Source organism: Solwaraspora sp. WMMB335 (assembly GCF_049179075.1).
Lineage (GTDB): Bacteria > Actinomycetota > Actinomycetes > Mycobacteriales > Micromonosporaceae > Micromonospora_E.
Genome location: NZ_JBMHMF010000001.1, coordinates 4,083,755 through 4,100,347, shown reverse-complemented (window position 1 = coordinate 4,100,347; position 16,593 = coordinate 4,083,755). Strand labels below are relative to the sequence as shown.

Below are 16,593 nucleotides of genomic sequence, written 5' to 3'. Positions count from 1 at the left end.
CCCGTTCCCGCTGGCGAGCGTGGTGGTGAGCTTGCTCATGACAGGGTGGCGATGCTCTGGCGGCCGCCTTCGAGGAAGGCCGGCCACTCGCCGCCGTCGGACTTGCTGCGCGGCTCGATCACGCCGTGCCAGAACTTGTTCAGGATAGCCAGGTCCTCCGGGCTGCGCCGGGCCAGCGAGCCGACCATCGAGCTGGCCAGCGTCGCCGCGCGCAGCGTCCGGTCGCCGAAGAACTCGCTGTGCAGGATCGCGTCCTCCAGCACGCCGATCTGCTCGGCGGTGGACAGCGCCGACTCCAACTTCTCGTCGTCGCTGGTCGCGGACGCTGCGGCGGCCCGCAGGTCGGCGAAGCTCTGCAGCAGTACGTCCAACAGCGTCGGCGGCACCTCCAGCTCGATCTGGTGCCGGCGCAGCAGTTCGGTGGTACGGAACCGGACGATCTCCGCCTCGCTGCGCTTGTTGGTGACCACCGGGATGCGGACGAAGTTGAACCGCCGCTTCAGGGCCGACGACAGGTCGTTGACACCCCGGTCGCGGCTGTTGGCGGTGGCGATGATCGAAAAGCCCGGCTGAGCGAAGACGATGTTGTCCGAGTCCAGCTCCGGGATGGAGACGTACTTCTCGGACAGGATGGAGATCAGCGCGTCCTGGACGTCGCTGGTGGACCGGGTCAGCTCCTCGAACCGGCCGATGACGCCCTGCTCCATCGCGGTCATGATCGGCGACGGGATCATCGACTGCCGGGACTGTCCCTGGGCGATGACCATCGACACGTTCCACGAGTACTTGATGTGGTCCTCGGTGGTGCCGGCGGTGCCCTGGACCACCAGGGTCGAGTTGCGGCAGATCGCGGCGGACAGCAGCTCGGCCAGCCAGCTCTTGCCGGTGCCCGGGTCGCCGATCAGCAGTAGGCCCCGGTCGGAGGCGAGGGTGACGATGCTGCGTTCGACGAAGCCGCGGTCGCCGAACCACTTCTGCGGGATCTCCCGGTCGAGCCCGTCGGCCCGCTCGGAGCCGAGGACGAACAGCCGGACCATCTTCGGACTGAGCCGCCACGAGAACGGCTTCGGGTTGTCGTCGACCGACTCCAGGTAGTCGAGCTCCTCGGCGTACTTGATCTCGGCGGGGGCGCGCAGCATGTCTGCGGTCATGGCGGATCTCTCCTAGGTGAGGAAGCTCTTGAGTTCGACGACGAGTTTGCGGACGTGCCCGGACAGCACCGGGGTGCCCTGGTCCTTGAGGCGTTTGCGGAACCACGGATTGACGCTCTGCTGACCGCCGCTGCTGACCGAACCGACCGGGATCAGCCTGGCGCCGCTGCGATGCACCGCCTGCAGGCCGTCGAAGACCGGCTGGGCCTGCCACTCGTAGAAGTCGGAGATCCAGACCAGCACGGTGTTGCGCGGATCGACGATCTTCGGCCGGGCCAGCTCCAGCGCGGCCGTGCCGTCGGTGCCGCCGCCGAGGTTCGTGCGCAGCAGCACCTCGAACGGGTCGTGCACCCACGGCGTCAGGTCGAGCGCCCGGGTGTCGTACGCGACCAGGTGCACGTCCACCTTGGGCAGGCCGGCGAAGATCGAGGCCAGGATGGTGCAGTTGACCATCGCGTCCACCATGGAGCCGGACTGGTCGACGACCACGATCAGCCGGGCCGGGGTGACCCGCTTGGCGGTGTGCCGGTAGTAGAGCCGGTCGACGTAGAGCCGCTCGTCGGTCGGGCTCCAGTTCGGCAGGTTCTTCCAGATGGTGCGGTCCAGGTCGAGATTGCGGAACACCCGCTTCGGCGGCACCGACCGGTCGATGGTGCCGACGCTGGTCTGCTGCACCTGGGTCTTCAACACCTCGGCGACTTCGTCGACGAAACGGCGGATCAGCGCCTTGGCGTTGGCCAGCGCCACGCCGGACAGGTTCGACTTGTCCCGCAGCAGCTGCTCGATCAGCGACATGCTGGGGGTGAGCTGGCGGGCCAGTGCCGGGTCGGCGAGGACCTCCCGCAGCCGCATCCGGCGGACCAGGTCACCTTCGACGGCACTCAGCACGCCGTCGCGGCGGCCGGGCTCGGCGCCGCAGGCCCGCTGGTACCAGCCGGCGTCGGCCTGCCAGGCGGCGAGCTGGCCGGCGGTCACCTCACCGCTGCCGGTGGCGAAGACGTTGAGCAGCAGCTTCGACACCAGCGCGGCCCGGCGTACCTCGTCGGTGCCGACCTGGTCCGCAGCCTCGGTTGCGGCGTTGCCCTTGTCGGCGCCGCCCCCGTCCGCCGGCGACGGAGTGAGCAGGTCGGGCAGCTCGTCGGCCAGCTCGGGGAATCGCTGTACGACGGTGTCGATCGACACCGACGGGTCGAGCAGCGCGGCCGGCAGATCCAGCTCGTCGACCACGGCCATGCTGGTGCGTTCCAACGCTGGCTGTTCCTGCGGGTCGAACAGTCGGGCGAGGAGTCGCCAGTAGAGCACCTGTCGCCGGTTGGCGTGCCGGTTGATCTCGGAAGTCGTCATTTTCGCAGCAACCGTCCCGCCCGCTCGCGCAGCACTCCGATCGGATCACCGGAACGGGTCAACGCCTTGGCGACCTTCGGATCCGTCGGCCCCTGCGCCCAGTCACCGGTATGGACGTCGACCGTCTTTCGCTTGACCGTGGCCTGCACGCCGAGCGGTTGCAGTGACCAGCGACCGGCGTCCCAGCGCAGCAGCCCGACGCAGGCTGACGACCTGGCCGCCAGCTCGACGGTCAGTGGCCCGCAGCCGGGCAGCCGGTCGGTGGCCACCGGGAGCGGGCTGCCGTCGACATCGAAGACCAGCCCGCCGACGCCGTCACCGGCCGCCGTGGGATAACCCTCCACCAGGACCGGCTCGGCGATCGTGACCGGATGGCGGTCCAGCGGTGGGGCCGCTGGCGCCAGCACACCGGCGAGCTGTACCCGGGCGGTCGCGAACGGGTCGGCCGGCTCGCCAACCCGTGCCTGGGCGTCCCGCCAGAGCAGGTCGCCGCTGGGCCGCAGCGGCATCTCGGTCAGCTCCAGGCTGAGCCGCCCGGCGAGCGCGGCGAGCAGCGTCTGGTGCCCGCTCAGCAGTTGCCAGACGACCGGTCCGACGATGGTGTCGACCTTCGCCGCCGAGACGCTGGCCCGCACCAGCCGGGGCACGGCCTCGCCGGCGGCTTCCAGCAGGCCGTGCACCTGCACCTGTACGGCGGTGGCGTGCTCGTGTACGTCGGCGCCGAGCAGCAGCAGCCGACCGGAGATTCGCTCGGTGTCGGGGGTGACGTCGTCGCGCCGGGTGAGCAGCATCCCCCGCGCCCACAGGTCGGCCCAGCGACGGCGCGGCAGCCGGTCCAGCATCGCCACCGGGCTGCAGGCGTGCAGTTCCGTGGCGAGCCCGTCGAGCAGGACCGCGGCGCGGCGCAACGTCGGCTCGGTGAGCAGCGCCTGCAGCGCCTGCTGGCTCGCGGACACCAGGTCGTGGTCGACGTTGCGCCAGCCGGTGATGGCCAGCTCGGCCAGCCAGGACCGGGCGGCCAGCAACCGGCCGTCCACGGCCGGTCCGTCCCCTGTGGGCCCGCCGACGGCCGGTCCGTCAGCGGCCGGCGGCAGTGCCGGCCACTCGGACCGCGTGCGGCCGAGGGCGGTGTCCAGCTGGTCGACCAGTGCGTCGTGTACGGCGCCGGCGATCGCGGTGCGGGCCCCGGCGAGCAGCAGCAGTTGTTCCTCGCCGACCGAGCCGGCGACGATCTTGTCCACCGCCTCGCCGACGGCCGCACCCAGCGGGGTACCGGCAACCGCGCCGGCCAGGTCGGCCAGCGCCGACGCACGCTCCTGGTCGAGCCGGCCCAGGCCGCCGACCAACGCCCGGTCGAAGCCGTCGAGCACGTCGAGCGCATCGGTCGTCCCCGCCGGTGTCGCGCTGAGTAGATCGGCGAGTTGTGCCCCGCGCATCAGTGTGCCGCTCCGGCCGGGAACCAGTGCAGCTCGGGCAGCGGCTCGGCGCTGCCCGGCAACTCCAGGTAGGACAGGTAGCGCAGAAACCGGCTGAACACCGCGGCTGCCGGCGAGATCGCCGCCATCGGCCCGCGTAGCTGCCACACCAGCCGATCCCCGGTGGTGGTCTCGACACCCGCGTCGACCCGGAGATAGCTCGCAACCCGCTCGGCGCCGTACTGCAAAAACGCCTCGTTGGCGAGCGCGGCGATGTGGTTGCAGGCGATCCCGCGTAGCCCGCCGCACGGCCGGTTGTTGTTGGTGCTGCAGCTCAGCTCGTGCGTGCCGGCGGCGACCGACGACACGTACACCCGCTCGATGTCGGAGCCGCTGGACACCACCCCCTGCAGGCGCCCGTCGGCGAGTTCGACGAAGGGCACCTTCGCCAGCTTGCGAGGTTGCGCCGCCGGCACCATCCGTACCGTGCTGCGTCGCTCCCAGTCGGCGTCGTCCGTGTCCACGAACTTGCCCTCCAACCTTTGCTCGTTTCGTCCGCACCCGGCTGTACGCCCCGCCGGGGGCGGCACCGTGACGCGAGAAGTTCTACCGTCCCGGTCCGACAAACCCGCAGCCGTGGCTCAACCGCGGGCCATGACCGGCGAGCGCGCACCTGAAGGGGGCACGTTAACTCGCCCACGTGCCGGGTACGTGACGGCATGCGGCGGATCTTGAGTGGGCTGCTGGCCGGGGCCGCCGGCACCAGCGCCCTGAACATGGTCACCTACCTCGACATGGCTGGCCGGGCCCGACCGGCCAGCTCGACACCGCAACGCAGCGTCGGCCGGCTCGCCGACACGCTGCACGTCGACCTCGGCGACGAGGAGACGGCACAGCGTCGACGGGCCGGGCTGGGCCCGCTGCTCGGCTACGCCACCGGGCTGGGCGCCGGCGTCCTCTACGCCACGCTCGGTCCACGCCACGCCCCGGTCTGGGCGGCCACCGGGCTGTTGGCCGCGCTGGCGATGGCCGGCTCGGACGCCCCGATGACGCTGCTCAAGGTGAGCGACCCCCGGCAGTGGAGTGCCGCCGACTGGGTATCGGACATCGTGCCGCACCTGGCGTACGGATTGGTCGCCGCCGCCGTGCTGCACCGGATCCGGCAGCGCGACTGAGCTGCAGCGCGACTGAGCGCCGGCCCGGCACACGGGTCAGTAGGCCAGCCCATGGCCGTACCGGAACAGCGGGTCCGGGTCGTCGAACGGCACGTCCGGCTGCCCGGCCAGCACCGACCGCTGGCTGCGCGGCAGGTCGAACGGCAGCCGGCCGTCCGGTGTCGCCTGCCCGGCGAGGACGTCGACCAACGCCGCGTCGTCCACGCCGAAGCTGACCAGCAGCGCCGCCACTCGGTCGGCCAGCTCGGTGAGCACCGCCGGCCGGTCCAGGTAGACGTCCACCACGGTCGGCACCGCCGCCGCGATCGCCAGTGTCCGGCCCAACGCGCCGGGCGGGAACTCCAACGGCCCGGCGTGGAAGTACGCCTCGACCTGCCCGTCGCGTCGTTGGAACGGCGCGGCCAGTCGCAGCACCGCCACGTCGGCCCGGTGCGGCTCGGTGACCACCGTCCAGCGGGCGGCGAGCACCTGGCGCAATGATCCCTCGGCGTACACCCGCAGGCCGGCGGCGAGCGGTAGCCGGCCGGGACGGCCCGGTGCGACGGCGTTGCGCAGCAGGGTGACGCAGGCCCGCTGGGCGGCCAGCCCGTCGGCTCGGGCGGCGGCGTTGCCGACCTCCTGTTCGGCTCGCTGCGGGTCGACGTACCGGTGCTGGTCGACCAGTCCGAGTCGCAGCTTGTCGCGCAGAACTCGGCGGGCCGAGGTGTCCACCCGCTGCTCGGTGAGCCGCCCGGCGCGGACCAGGTCGACGACGAGGTCGGGGCGCGCCTCGCCGCCGAACTGGTCGACCCCGGCATGCAGCGCGGCCAGCAGCCGCTGCGCCGGGTCGAGGTGCTCGACACCCCAGGCACGGGCCGGCCGCCGCTCGCCCCGGAACGAGGTGTCGGTGAGCACGCCCCAGTCGGTGCAGATCACCCCGGTGAAGCCGAGCCGCCGGCGTAGCAGCCCGGTTACCACGTCCTGGTTGAACGCGAAGCCGACCGACGGGCAACTGGTGCCGACCGGCCTTCCGTAACCGAGCATCACCTGCGCCGCCCCGGCCTGCACAGCCGCTGCGAACGGCCCGACGTGGTCGGCGAATCGGCCACCCGGGTAGGCCTGCTCCGCGCCGTACGGGAAGTGCGGATCCTCGCCGTGACGGGTCGGTCCACCGCCGGGGAAGTGCTTGACCATCGCGGCGACGCTGTCCGGTCCGAGCACCGGACCCTGCAGCCCCCGCAGGTACGCGGTGACCAGCTCGCCGACCACCGCCGGGTGCTCACCGAACGTGCCCAGCACCCGTGGCCAGCGCGGATCGGTGGCCAGGTCGCCCTGCGGGTGCAGGGCCACCCGGATGCCGACGGCGAGATACTCCCGCCGGACGGTGTCCGCGTAGCGTCGCACCAGGTCGGGATCGCCGATCGCGGCGAAGCCCAGCGGTTCCGGCCAGGCCGAGAAGGTTCCGGCGAGTGCCGCCGTGTTGGGATTGGCCGACCGGGCGTGCCGGGGGTCGGTGGACACCGTCACCGGTACGCCGAGCCGGGTCGACGCGGCGAGCTCCTGCAGGCGGTTGTGCCAGCGGGCCAGGTCACCGGCGGGTGCGGTGCCGACCAGGTTGACGTGGCGGATGTGCCGGCGGGTGACGAGGTCGACGGCGGCGAGCAGCCCGGCGTCCGGGTCGGCCGGAGCGAGGGCGCCGCCCGGACCGATGCCGATCATCGGGTGGAACAGCAGACCGGCCTTTTCCGGCAGGCTCATCCGCCCCAGCAGGGCCTCGACCCGGTGTACGAACTGCGCATTTGACACGTTCTGACGTTATCGGAAGTTTGCCCGCCCACGGCACGGGAACGTGGCCAGCGACCCGGCCACCGGTACCGGGCGGAGGAAGGTGCGATGCGGCGACGACGAGTGCTGGTCTTCACCATCCCCAACGAGGGGCATCTGAACATTCTCAAGCGGCTGATCCGCGCCCACCGTGCGGAGCACACCTTCCGGCTGGTCCTCGTCGACCGGCAGACCGTCGGCCCGCGACTCGGTGACCTGGCCGGGCTGGCGGTCGGCGTACGGGGGTCTGGCCAGTTCCTGAACACCCCGGCGGATCGGGTGTTCGAGCGCGCGTACCGACTGCTCGACGAATGCCTGGCGGCGGCCCGGGCGTTCGGTCCGGACCTGGTGCTGTACGACTTCTGCGCGGTCGAAGGACATCTCGTCGCCCGACTGCTCGGCGTGCCGGGATGGAGCTCGGTGCCCGGTCTGGTCGGGTCGCTGGTCGACACCGGCTACCTGCGGTCCTGTCTGACCGCGCCGGCCAACGCAGCCGCGATCGAGAAGATGAACCGCCGGTACGCCGTCGACCTCGCCCCGTCCGCCGTCGAACTCGTCTCCAACAGCTTGCACCTACCCGGCGACCGCAATCTGCTCTGGTCGTACCCAGCTGTCACGCCGGTCGATTTCCGGACCAACCGGGCCCCGGCCGACTACCGCTTCGCCGGCTATCTCTCCGACGGCTGGCAACGGACAGGTGGTCGGCAGCTGCCAGCCGGTTGGCGCCGTCGCGGCGACCGACCGCCGGCCGTCCCGGTGGTCTACCTGTCGTTCGGCACCGAGGTGCTGGACAACCTGTGGTACGCCGACCCGCGCGTGGCGCCCGCGTTGCGCCGGTGTGTCGCCGGTCTGGCCCGACGGTGGAACACCACGGCGCTGTCCGTGGTGTTTCCGACCCGTGGCCGGCACATCCTCGACCGCTATCCGGACAACTGGGCCGTGGGTGAAACCGTCGACCAACAGCAGACGCTCAGCCGGGCGGACGCCTTCGTCACCCACGGTGGTGCGAACAGCTTCCACGAGGCGATCCTGGCTCAGGTGCCGATGGTGGTCGTCCCATTCTTCGGCGACCAGCCGCTGGTCGCGCGGCAGGCCCAGCGGCTCGGGATCGGGATCGGCCTCGGTCGGCGGGTGGGCATCGACCGCGGCGTCGTGGGGCACCGGTTGCCGGACGACGGTTGCGCCGACCGGATCGCGGACGCGGTGGCCCGGCTCCTCGACGACGGCTCCTACCGGGCGAACCTGGCCGCCCTGCCGCTGGCCGCCGATCCGCCACTGGTGTTCGGCGGACAACCTGTGCTCGCCCGGTCGATTCTCACCCGCCCGCCGTCACCCGGCCGGACGCCGCTTGGTCGATCGTCCACGCCGCGTTGATCAGACCGATGTGGGACAGCCCCTGCGGGAAGTTGCCGATCAGGCTGGCGTCGCGTCGATCCACTTCCTCCGAGAGCAGCCCCAGGTCGTTGGCGTACCCGGTGGCCGCCTCGAACACCTGCCGAGCCCGGTCGATCCGCCCGGCCAGCGCGAGGGCCTGCGCCAGCCAGTACGAGCAGATGAGGAACGCGCCCTCGTCGTCGCCGCCGGTCCACCGCTGGACGAGTCCGTCATGACCGAGTTCCCGCTCGATGGCGTCGATCGTCGAGACCACCCGGGAATCCGTACCCGGCAGGAAACCGACGATCGGCATCACGAGCACTCCGGCGTCGAGATGGTCGGAGCCGAACGAGCCGGTGAACGTCTGTCGCTCGGCGTTCCATCCGTGGGCCAGGATCGCCGCCCGTACGTCCTCGCGGGCCCGCCGCCACCGGGGTACCGCGTCGTCGGCGTGCAGCAGCCCGGCCAGGTTGATCGCCCGGTCCAGCGCCACCCAGCACATCAGCTTCGAGGTCAGGTAGTGCCGCTGCCCTTCTCTGCCCTCCCAGATGCCCGAGTCCGGCTGTGTCCAGGATCGGGCCGCCCGGTCGGCCAGCGCGCGGAGCAACTCACCCGCGTCGGGGGACAGCCGCGAAAGACGGTCGCGTAGCAGCCATGCGCCCTGCAGCACCTCACCGAGTACGTCGAGTTGCTGTTGCCGCCAGGCGTCGTTGCCCACCCGTACCGGTGCGGAGCCACGGTAGCCGCGCAGGTGATCCAGGGTGTGTTCGGTGAGGTCGCGTTCGCCGCCGACGCCGAACATGATCGGTACGGGCTGCCCGGCCACCGGTTTGCCGGTCGACGCCGCGATCCAGTCGAAGAACCGGTGCGCCTCGTCCGGGCAGGCGGCCACCCACAGCGCCTGCAACGTGAAGGCGCCGTCGCGCAACCAGGCGTACCGGTAGTCCCAGTTGGCGCTGCCGCCGACCTCTTCCGGTAGGGAGGTGGTCGGGGCGGCCACCACTGTCCCGGTCGGCTGGTAGGTCAACGCCTGCAACACCAGCGCGCTGCGTCGGACCTGGTCGAGGTAGTGCCCCTGATAGCCGTGGTGCAGTTCGTCCCACGACCGCCAGCCGGCGATGGTGTCGCCGAGCGCCTGCGGCCAGGACGGCGCCGGCGCCGGCGGCTCGACCGCCGATCCGTGGTGCAGGGCGAACCGGACGGTCTCGCCGGCCCGCAGGGTGAACTGTCCGGTCGCCATGCCGTCGTCGACGGCGAGCGGGCGGTCACCGGTGAGCAGCAGCCGGTCGTTGCCACCGACCAACTCGACTCCGGTGGTGCCGGTGCAGGTCGCCGCCGCTGGATGGATCAGGCCGTACTCGGGTCGGGCAGCCAGCTCCACACGTACGTCGGCGGTGCCGGAAACCACCTGTACCTGCCGCACCAGCAGGTGCGGGGAGGCCAGCCCGATCCGATGGCCACGCTCGCCCGCCCCGAGGGCGAGCGCGTCGGTGAGCCGCAGCTGCCCCTGCGTGGTGTGGAAATCGGTCTGCACCACCATCGTGGCGTCCAGGTAGCGGCGGGAGACGGTGTACCGGTCGACCGGGGTGATCGACCAGTGTCCACCCCGCGTGTCGAGCAGTCGGGTGAAGACGCTCGGTGCGTCGAACCGTGCCGGACACCACCAGTCGATTGAACCGTCGCGGGAGAGCAGGGCTGCTCCCTGGCAGTCACCGAGTAGCCCATAGTCGGCGATATCAGTCACATGTCCGGGGCTACCCAGCCGATCGGTGATCATGCCGGGAACAATGTGGCGGATCCGGGTCGGGCGACGGTGCCCGACAGATATCGGCAAATGTCCCCTATCTAGCTGATCGAGCTTCGGCTTACCCTCGGCGAGGTGTGGCCACCGCCGGCCCGGCGGTGGACGCGCCCCGTCCGACAGCCGACCAGTGAGGAACCGCGTCTGTGTCCCGTACCGCCATCTCCCGACTGGTTGCCGCCGTGCTCACGGTCGCGCTCACCGCTGCCGCTGCCGTCACCACCGCCGGCCCGGCCGCCGCCGTGGCCAACGGTGAGGTCGTACCGGAAGGCCACTACCGCTTCTCGGTGAAGCTGACCATGACCGGCATCCCTACCGCCGACGGCGGTCGCCGGAACAGCGCCTGCTCGGGCGCCCTCATCGCGGCACAGTGGATCGTCACCGCCGGGCACTGTTTCCGCGACGTCGACGGAGTCCGGGTCGACCGCCCGGTCGCCGACCTGACCACCGCGACGGTCGGCCGAGCCGACCTGACCGGCGACAACGGCGAGGTGGCCACGGTCGTCACGGTCCACCAGTCGCCCACCAACGACCTGGCGTTGGCCAAGCTCGACCAACCTGTCGTCGGGATCATGCCGGTGCGGCTCAGCCGGCGCGCCCCGCAGATCGGCGACGTGCTGCGGATCACCGGGTACGGCGCGGACAACTCGGTGGACCCGACGCCGTCCACTGTGCTGCGCACCGGGCAGGTCCAGGTGACCGAGGTCGCGGACGCGACGGTCGGGGTCACCGGATACCAGCCGCGGCCGGACACCAGCGCATGCCCGTACGACTCCGGCGCGCCGTACTTCGTCGAGCCGCCGCGCCACCACGGCCGCCACCACGGCGGTCCCTGGCTCGTGGCGGTCGAAAGCTTCGGCCCGGGGTGCCCGCACACCGGCGTCGAGACCACCTCCCGGGTCGACACCATCGCCGACTGGATCGACGGCGTGATCCGCAACTGACCACCCGGTCGCCCGGCCCGCCGCGTCAGCTGGTCACAGGTGACGGCGGCGCCAGTCTGTCTCTTCGCTCTCCAGCGCCTGCTGCTCGGCGAGCTGCTGGCTGCGCAGCTGTCGACGTGCCCCGCGGTAGCGGACCGTCTCCAGCGCCACGGTACCGACGGTGATCACGCTGAGCACGGCGAGCGCGGTGAACGGCGAGAGCCGGTCGGCCACGGGCAGGATCGCGCCGATGAGCAGGATGGGCAGTGCCGCGAGCCAATCGACGTTTCGTGACACACGCGCCTGGAACGCGAGCAGGGCGAGCAGGTAGAGCAGCACCCCGGCGTACAGCACCCGCAGGTGGATCGGGTTGAGCACCGCGTCGGGGTCCTCGTTGCCGGCCAGGCTGGCCAGGTGGTCCAGCACCTGCTTGATGCCGAGGGAGAGCAGTACGACGCCGAACACCATCGGGAAGTGCAGCAGCGTGTACGCGTCGCGGGCGAGCCGGGCCCGGTCGATCCCCTGGGTGTGGTGCAGCACCTGCTCGGCGCCGTAGGACCGGGCGTCGAAGTAGGTCCACCACAGCGCGCAGATCAATGCGATACCGAGCAGGGTCGCGGCGAGCAGCGGCACGGTCAGCGGCGTACCGGACAGCAGGTTGGCGCCGATGCCGAGGGAGATCACCGACTCGCCGAGAGCGATCAGGATGATCTGGGCGTGTCGTTCGGTCCAGTGTCCGGCGGAAACGACGGCCAGCGCGTCGGTGCGGATCGCGGCGAGGTAGGCGGTGGCGATGGCGACCGCCCAGAGTGCGATGAAGGTGATGATCCCGGCGTTACCGCCGACCTGTGGCGGCAGGAAGGCGGCCACAACCAGCAGTACGGTGCTGAGCGCCAGCGCCGGTGCGCTGCGCCACCACAACTTGCGCAGCCACGGGTAGCCCTTTGCCGCGTGCCGCAGCGCCAGGATCTCCAGGAGCCAGATCAGCGCGTAGCACGCGGGAAAGATCAACTCGCCCGGGATCGCCAGCGGTACGCCGGCTGCGCGCCGCTCAGGCGGGCCGCCGAACTCCGGCAGGGACGCGACCGACACGAAGATGGCGGTCATGATGGCGAAGCCGACGATGGGCATGACGCCCTGATCGGCGCGGATGTTGTTGCCCAGCACCGCGAACCGGGACCAGACCAGCCAAAGAGCGCCGAGCAGGAGGAAGATCGCCAACAGGCTGAACGCATCGAGGTGCTTGGCGGACGTGGTGTTGAGGTGGATGAAGGCGAACACGAACACCAGGTCGTAGAAGAGTTCCAGCCGGGTCACCTTGGCGCCGGGCGCCGCCGGCCGTACGCGGGTCACCGCCTCCTCGCCGCTCACCTGGGCAGCGTATGCGGCTATATATAGCTTTGCTCCTGATTTGCTACCGGTGAAGCCTAGCGTTCGCCCTTCGGGCCGAGACCGCGCTCACTGCGCAACACGCCCTGCCGCCCCCGCTCGTCCTGCAGGATCTCGTTCGCCCGATCGTCGGCGCCGGCATCGTTGGCCTGGCCGGAGTCCTCCAACTCCTTGCGTAGCCGGGCCCGCTGTCTGTCGTACCCCTTGCTGCCTGGTCGTTTGCCCGACATGACCCGCCCCTCCTACCCCTGGTGACCGTCGACCCGGGGTACCCACGATCCGGTTCGCTATCCGTGCCGGACCGAGGTCCGGCACGGATAGCGACGTGGCGAGCCCGCCCTGGTCAGGGCAGTGGGTACTCGACCAGGTAGACCGGTTGGCCAACCCGGGTCATGTCGGCGGCCTCGCCGACGCCGTTGACCACATGGTCGATGACGCCGGCGCTGAGGTTGACGGTCATGACGTGGTGCAGGCGCACGCCGGGCCGCCGGGGCACCTCGAACCCGTTCTCGGTACGGATCGACGGGTTGTTCTGGTTGAACACGTACACCCCGGCGCCGTACAGGGTGTGCTGCCGGACCCGGTCGCCGACCTTGTAGCCGGCCCAGCCCGCGACGTCGCCGTTCATCCAGTCCGCCTGGGTGGGCGGGTCGTACGGCAACTCGTTCTGATAGAGGACCGTCGTGCCGTGCTCGCCGTTCCAGACCGTGTTGTAGCGCTGGAAGTGCTCGACGAACAGTCCGGTCGCGGTGACATGGTCGCCGTTGACGACCACTCCGTAGCGTCCGGTGTTGGTCCGCCAACGGTCGGTGTCGCCGTTGACCCCTTCGGTGAAGCCTTCGACGCCGTGGTCGGCGCGCCACACCCAGGTGTGGTCGATCAGTACGTGATCGCTGTTGATCTCCAGCGCGGTGTCGGTACGGCCGATGTGCGGTCCGCCGACCCGGAAGTAGACGTCGGACAGCGTGATCGGGTTACGGGGGCTGCTGGCGTTACGCCCGTACGTGCGGCCGACCCGCAGCAGCACCGGTGACTCGGTCTCGCCGGCATCGATCGTGACTCCGGCGACCACCACGCCGGGCACGCCGGCGACGTCGAGCGGTACGGCACCCCGGACAGCGGTGAGAGTGGCGTGGCCGATACCGAGGATCACCGTGTCGGGCCGGCTGACCCGGATGCTGTGTGCGACGTCGTACACACCGGGGGTGAGTAGCAGGTGCCGGCCCTGGGCGAGCTGGCGGTTGATCATGTGTATCGGGTCTGCCGGGGTGGCGACGAAGAAGTCACGGATCGGAATGCTCCGTCCGGGGGTGAGACCGTCGCCCCAGGAGACGCCCAGGCTGCCACGCTGTACCGCCGGCACCCGGACCTGGTATCCGCCCCGTGCGTCGACGAACAGGTACGGCTTCTCCCTGCTCAACGGGGTGGTGGCCAGGGTGGTGTACGGCGGGTCGGGAAAGGCCGCGTCGTCGGGCGCTCCCACGACGCCGGTGAACACCTGGTTCCACACCCCGTTCGACCAGCTCTCGATCTCGCTGTTGCGGGTCAGCCACTGCTGTTGCGAGCCGTTGGTGGTGGCCGGCAGGCGCGAGTCGGCGATGAACCCGCCGCTGGCGTACTGCGGTCCGGCGGTGCAGTAGTCCATCAGCGACAGGCCGCCACCGCTGATGTCCATCCGGCGCAGGGACACCGCCTGCGACACCGCCCAGAAGTTCGCCGACGACCGGCAGTCGTCCTGGCCGCTCGCGTCGATGCGTAGCGACAGGTTGGACAGGGTGCGCCAGAAGTTCACCAGCGCGATGCAGTTGCCGGTGCCGCCGTCGGTGAGGCAGCGGTTGTACGCCTCGATCTTGCCGTTGATGACGACGTCGGTGGGGGAGGCACCGAGCCCGGAGATCTCGGTGTAGTAGCCGACCTTGATCTGCAACGGCTCGTCGGCAGTGCCGTAGCTGCCCGGCAGGAACAGGAACGCCTGCCGCTGCCGGCCCATTTCGTTGTCGACCTGCTCGGCGTAGGCGGCGTCCAGCTCGGCCTGGATCTCGTGCACCGGCATCTGCGGGTGGAAGACCGTGGTGTGCGGTCCCAGTTCCGGCTGACCAGACCAGCCGGGCCCGTGGCGTCCGGAGATGGATGCGGCCGGTTTCGAGGTGGCCGGTGAGGCGGCGGCCGGTGTCGCGGCCATGGCCACGGTCAGTACGAGACCGAGCGCAGCAGCCCGGCCAAGGCGCCCGGTACGGGGCTGGTAGCTCATCGAATTCGTCCTCTCCGCTGGTCGGCAGGGGTTCGGGGTGCTGGTTCAGCGCTGTGGGTCAAGGTGATCGGTCATCCTCGTGGTCGGTGAGAGCGCTCTCTCGGGTGGTTGCCCCGTGGTCGGGTCGAGCAACATCAGGGATGCAATGTTTCTACCGGGTAAATCGTCCATCCGCTATGGGGGCGGGTGCCGCTTCTTCCGGCCGGCTGTCGTTCGGCGTCCTCCGGTGTTCCGCCGACCGCCCCTAAATACCACTGCGGGGTAGGGGTAGACTGACGGAGATTTTGGAGGGAGATTTATGATTGTCAACACCTACGTCGTCCATGGGATGACGTGCGGGCACTGCGCAGCCGCGGTGACCGGTGAGGTCGGCAAGATCGCCGGGGTGACCGGGGTCGAGGTGGACGTCTCTGCCGGGCGAGTGACCGTGACCAGTGACGGGCCGCTGCCCGGGCCGGACATCGAGGAGGCGGTCGAGGAGGCAGGCTATCAACTCGTAGCCGACCAGCCGTCGCAGATACCCCCCGGGGGTCGCTAACCTTTATGCATGACCACTGTGCCCGTGCGCGGCTACACCGCCTCGAAAGACCAGTTGCAGGCCCGGCTGCGCCGCATCGAGGGGCAGGTGCGGGGCATCTCGCGCATGGTCGACGACGACCGCTACTGCATCGACGTGCTGACGCAGATCTCGGCGATCCAGGCGGCGCTGGACAAGGTGGCGCTCGGGTTGCTCGACGGCCACGCCCGGCACTGCATGCACGAAGGCGCCGTCGAAGGTCGGGCCGACGAGATGGCCAGTGAGATGATGGCGGCCGTCGGTCGGCTGATGAAACGGGGCTGACGCGGCGCGTCCGGTGCCGTACCCACCGACTGTCCATCTACCCCTACGGGGTATGTTGGGTGTCGGTCGCCCCCGCCGGGCAGGTGAACCTGCCCGGCGGCCGGTCGACCGCTCCGATGACAGCGAAGCCGGTGACGGCGAGGTTGGACTGGTGGTTCTGATGGGTGAGCGCGGTGAGCGCGGTAGCCTGACCCGGCTGGGCCTGTACGGGGTCGCGCTGGTGGTCGTCTTCGCCGGCTCGCTGGGATTCGGCCGGCTGGTCGGCGACCCGGCCGACCCGCAAGCGGCCGGGGTATCGGCGGATGGTGACGCCGGATCCGGACACGACTCCGGGCACGGCAGCGACTCGGCCCCGGCCGGGCTGCTGGTCAGCGACCGTGGCTACCGGCTCGTGCCGCAGACCCGGGCGCTGGCGGTCGGCACGCCGACCGAGTTCCGGTTCACGATCGTCGGCCCGGACGGCGAACCAGTGACCAGGTATACCCCCACGCATGAGCGGGAGTTGCACCTGATGGTGGTGCGCCGAGACCTTTCCGGATTTCAGCACCTGCACCCCGCGCTCGGGGCCGACGGGACCTGGGTGCAGCGGCTGACCGTCACGCGGGCCGGGCAGTACCGTGTCTTCGCCGATTTCCGGCCGGCGGCACTCGACACCGCGCTGACTCTCGGCGTCGACGTGCCGGCCGCCGGTGACTACCAGCCGGTGCCGCTGCCGGCACCGACGCCCGCTGCCGACGTGGGCCGCTACCGGGTGGATCTGGTCGGCGACCTGGTGGCCGGCACCGCCAGCCGGCTCAGCTTGTGGATCACCCGGGACGGCGTACCGGTGACCGACCTGCAGCCGTACCTCGGGGCGTTCGGCCACCTGGTCGCGCTGCGTGACGGTGACCTGGCGTACCTGCACGTGCATCCGGATACCGCAGCCACCGGCGACCGGGTCGTCGCCGGCCCGGAACTGACGTTCCACGCCGAGGTGCCGGCCGCCGGCATCTATCGCCTTTATCTGGACTTCAAACACTCCGGCGTGGTGCACACGGCCGAATTCACCGCCGCCGCGGCGGCGGGACCGGCCGGCGGCGAGCACACCGGCCAGCCGGACGGTCACCAGCACGAGCACGATTGAGGA

General features: G+C 70.6%; 15 protein-coding genes. 6 read left to right on the top strand and 9 right to left on the bottom strand.

Features of this window, described 5'->3' with window-relative positions; all coding sequences use genetic code 11:
* Positions 1–35 precede the first annotated feature (35 nt).
* The 4 genes from ACN27F_RS17580 to ACN27F_RS17565 are packed head-to-tail and all read right to left on the bottom strand — an operon-like array spanning position 36 to position 4,389.
* On the bottom strand, positions 36–1,151 hold the full coding sequence (locus tag ACN27F_RS17580) for an ATP-binding protein (protein ID WP_421434691.1): 1,116 nt from the start codon (positions 1,149–1,151) through the stop codon (positions 36–38).
* Between the two features lie 12 nt (positions 1,152–1,163).
* Complete coding sequence (locus tag ACN27F_RS17575; RefSeq protein ID WP_421434689.1) at positions 1,164–2,495, bottom strand: VWA domain-containing protein; 1,332 nt, start codon at positions 2,493–2,495, stop codon at positions 1,164–1,166.
* Positions 2,492–3,931: a hypothetical protein gene (locus tag ACN27F_RS17570; protein ID WP_421434687.1), complete on the bottom strand. Its 1,440-nt coding sequence runs from the start codon at positions 3,929–3,931 to the stop codon at positions 2,492–2,494. The genes ACN27F_RS17575 and ACN27F_RS17570 overlap by 4 nt, the downstream gene beginning before the upstream one ends.
* Positions 3,931–4,389, bottom strand: a complete 459-nt coding sequence (locus ACN27F_RS17565; RefSeq protein WP_421440269.1) for a hypothetical protein — start codon at positions 4,387–4,389, stop codon at positions 3,931–3,933. The genes ACN27F_RS17570 and ACN27F_RS17565 overlap by 1 nt, the downstream gene beginning before the upstream one ends.
* Before the next feature lie 240 nt (positions 4,390–4,629).
* Here ACN27F_RS17565 and ACN27F_RS17560 point away from each other — a divergent pair, with 240 nt between their 5' ends.
* On the top strand, positions 4,630–5,085 hold the full coding sequence (locus ACN27F_RS17560) for a hypothetical protein (RefSeq protein WP_421434686.1): 456 nt from the start codon (positions 4,630–4,632) through the stop codon (positions 5,083–5,085).
* A gap of 36 nt (positions 5,086–5,121) precedes the next feature.
* Here the strand turns inward: ACN27F_RS17560 and ACN27F_RS17555 are convergent, their stop codons facing one another.
* Positions 5,122–6,870: a glycoside hydrolase family 3 protein gene (locus ACN27F_RS17555; RefSeq protein WP_421434684.1), complete on the bottom strand. Its 1,749-nt coding sequence runs from the start codon at positions 6,868–6,870 to the stop codon at positions 5,122–5,124.
* 87 nt (positions 6,871–6,957) lie between these two features.
* Between ACN27F_RS17555 and ACN27F_RS17550 the strand changes: the two genes are divergently transcribed.
* Positions 6,958–8,262, top strand: coding sequence for a glycosyltransferase (locus tag ACN27F_RS17550; RefSeq protein WP_421434683.1), 1,305 nt, complete (start codon positions 6,958–6,960; stop codon positions 8,260–8,262).
* On the opposite strand, the gene ACN27F_RS17545 is transcribed toward ACN27F_RS17550, so the two are convergent.
* Entirely contained in the window at positions 8,204–10,006 is a 1,803-nt protein-coding gene (locus tag ACN27F_RS17545) for a glycoside hydrolase family 15 protein (protein WP_421434682.1), read from the bottom strand. The two genes, ACN27F_RS17550 and ACN27F_RS17545, sit on opposite strands and share 59 nt — an antisense overlap.
* 203 nt (positions 10,007–10,209) lie before the next feature.
* On the opposite strand from ACN27F_RS17545, the gene ACN27F_RS17540 reads away from it, so the two are divergent.
* On the top strand, positions 10,210–11,007 hold the full coding sequence (locus ACN27F_RS17540; protein ID WP_421434680.1) for a S1 family peptidase: 798 nt from the start codon (positions 10,210–10,212) through the stop codon (positions 11,005–11,007).
* A gap of 33 nt (positions 11,008–11,040) precedes the next feature.
* Here the strand turns inward: ACN27F_RS17540 and ACN27F_RS17535 are convergent, their stop codons facing one another.
* The 3 genes from ACN27F_RS17535 to ACN27F_RS17525 form a co-directional block, all read right to left on the bottom strand.
* Entirely contained in the window at positions 11,041–12,357 is a 1,317-nt protein-coding gene (locus ACN27F_RS17535; RefSeq protein WP_421434678.1) for a low temperature requirement protein A, read from the bottom strand.
* A 56-nt stretch (positions 12,358–12,413) separates the two neighbouring features.
* Positions 12,414–12,605 carry a phosphatidylethanolamine-binding protein gene (locus ACN27F_RS17530; protein WP_421434676.1) on the bottom strand — a complete coding sequence of 64 codons (192 nt, stop codon included), beginning with the start codon at positions 12,603–12,605 and terminating at the stop codon, positions 12,414–12,416.
* 113 nt (positions 12,606–12,718) lie between these two features.
* Positions 12,719–14,626, bottom strand: a complete 1,908-nt coding sequence (locus tag ACN27F_RS17525) for an adenylyl cyclase (protein ID WP_421434675.1) — start codon at positions 14,624–14,626, stop codon at positions 12,719–12,721.
* Positions 14,627–14,924: 298 nt separating this feature from the next.
* On the opposite strand from ACN27F_RS17525, the gene ACN27F_RS17520 reads away from it, so the two are divergent.
* From ACN27F_RS17520 to ACN27F_RS17510, 3 genes are all read left to right on the top strand, one after another.
* Positions 14,925–15,164 (top strand): heavy-metal-associated domain-containing protein, encoded by a 240-nt coding sequence (locus ACN27F_RS17520; RefSeq protein WP_421434673.1) that lies wholly within the window; start codon positions 14,925–14,927, stop codon positions 15,162–15,164.
* Between the two features lie 9 nt (positions 15,165–15,173).
* A complete protein-coding gene (locus ACN27F_RS17515; protein ID WP_421434671.1) occupies positions 15,174–15,467 on the top strand; it encodes a metal-sensitive transcriptional regulator in 294 nt (97 codons plus the stop codon).
* Between the two features lie 160 nt (positions 15,468–15,627).
* Positions 15,628–16,590: a hypothetical protein gene (locus ACN27F_RS17510; protein WP_421434669.1), complete on the top strand. Its 963-nt coding sequence runs from the start codon at positions 15,628–15,630 to the stop codon at positions 16,588–16,590.
* Positions 16,591–16,593: the final 3 nt, after the last annotated feature.

What these genes read in the sequence shown, in the direction of transcription:
- ACN27F_RS17580 (WP_421434691.1), bottom strand. Translation starts at nt 1,151, where the DNA reads ATGACCGCAGACATGCTGCGCGCCCCCGCCGAGATCAAGTACGCCGAG.
- ACN27F_RS17575 (WP_421434689.1), bottom strand. Translation starts at nt 2,495, where the DNA reads ATGACGACTTCCGAGATCAACCGGCACGCCAACCGGCGACAGGTGCTC.
- ACN27F_RS17570 (WP_421434687.1), bottom strand. Translation starts at nt 3,931, where the DNA reads ATGCGCGGGGCACAACTCGCCGATCTACTCAGCGCGACACCGGCGGGG.
- ACN27F_RS17565 (WP_421440269.1), bottom strand. Translation starts at nt 4,389, where the DNA reads ATGGTGCCGGCGGCGCAACCTCGCAAGCTGGCGAAGGTGCCCTTCGTC.
- ACN27F_RS17560 (WP_421434686.1), top strand. Translation starts at nt 4,630, where the DNA reads ATGCGGCGGATCTTGAGTGGGCTGCTGGCCGGGGCCGCCGGCACCAGC.
- ACN27F_RS17550 (WP_421434683.1), top strand. Translation starts at nt 6,958, where the DNA reads ATGCGGCGACGACGAGTGCTGGTCTTCACCATCCCCAACGAGGGGCAT.
- ACN27F_RS17530 (WP_421434676.1), bottom strand. Translation starts at nt 12,605, where the DNA reads ATGTCGGGCAAACGACCAGGCAGCAAGGGGTACGACAGACAGCGGGCC.
- ACN27F_RS17525 (WP_421434675.1), bottom strand. Translation starts at nt 14,626, where the DNA reads ATGAGCTACCAGCCCCGTACCGGGCGCCTTGGCCGGGCTGCTGCGCTC.
- ACN27F_RS17520 (WP_421434673.1), top strand. Translation starts at nt 14,925, where the DNA reads ATGATTGTCAACACCTACGTCGTCCATGGGATGACGTGCGGGCACTGC.
- ACN27F_RS17515 (WP_421434671.1), top strand. Translation starts at nt 15,174, where the DNA reads ATGACCACTGTGCCCGTGCGCGGCTACACCGCCTCGAAAGACCAGTTG.
- ACN27F_RS17510 (WP_421434669.1), top strand. Translation starts at nt 15,628, where the DNA reads ATGGGTGAGCGCGGTGAGCGCGGTAGCCTGACCCGGCTGGGCCTGTAC.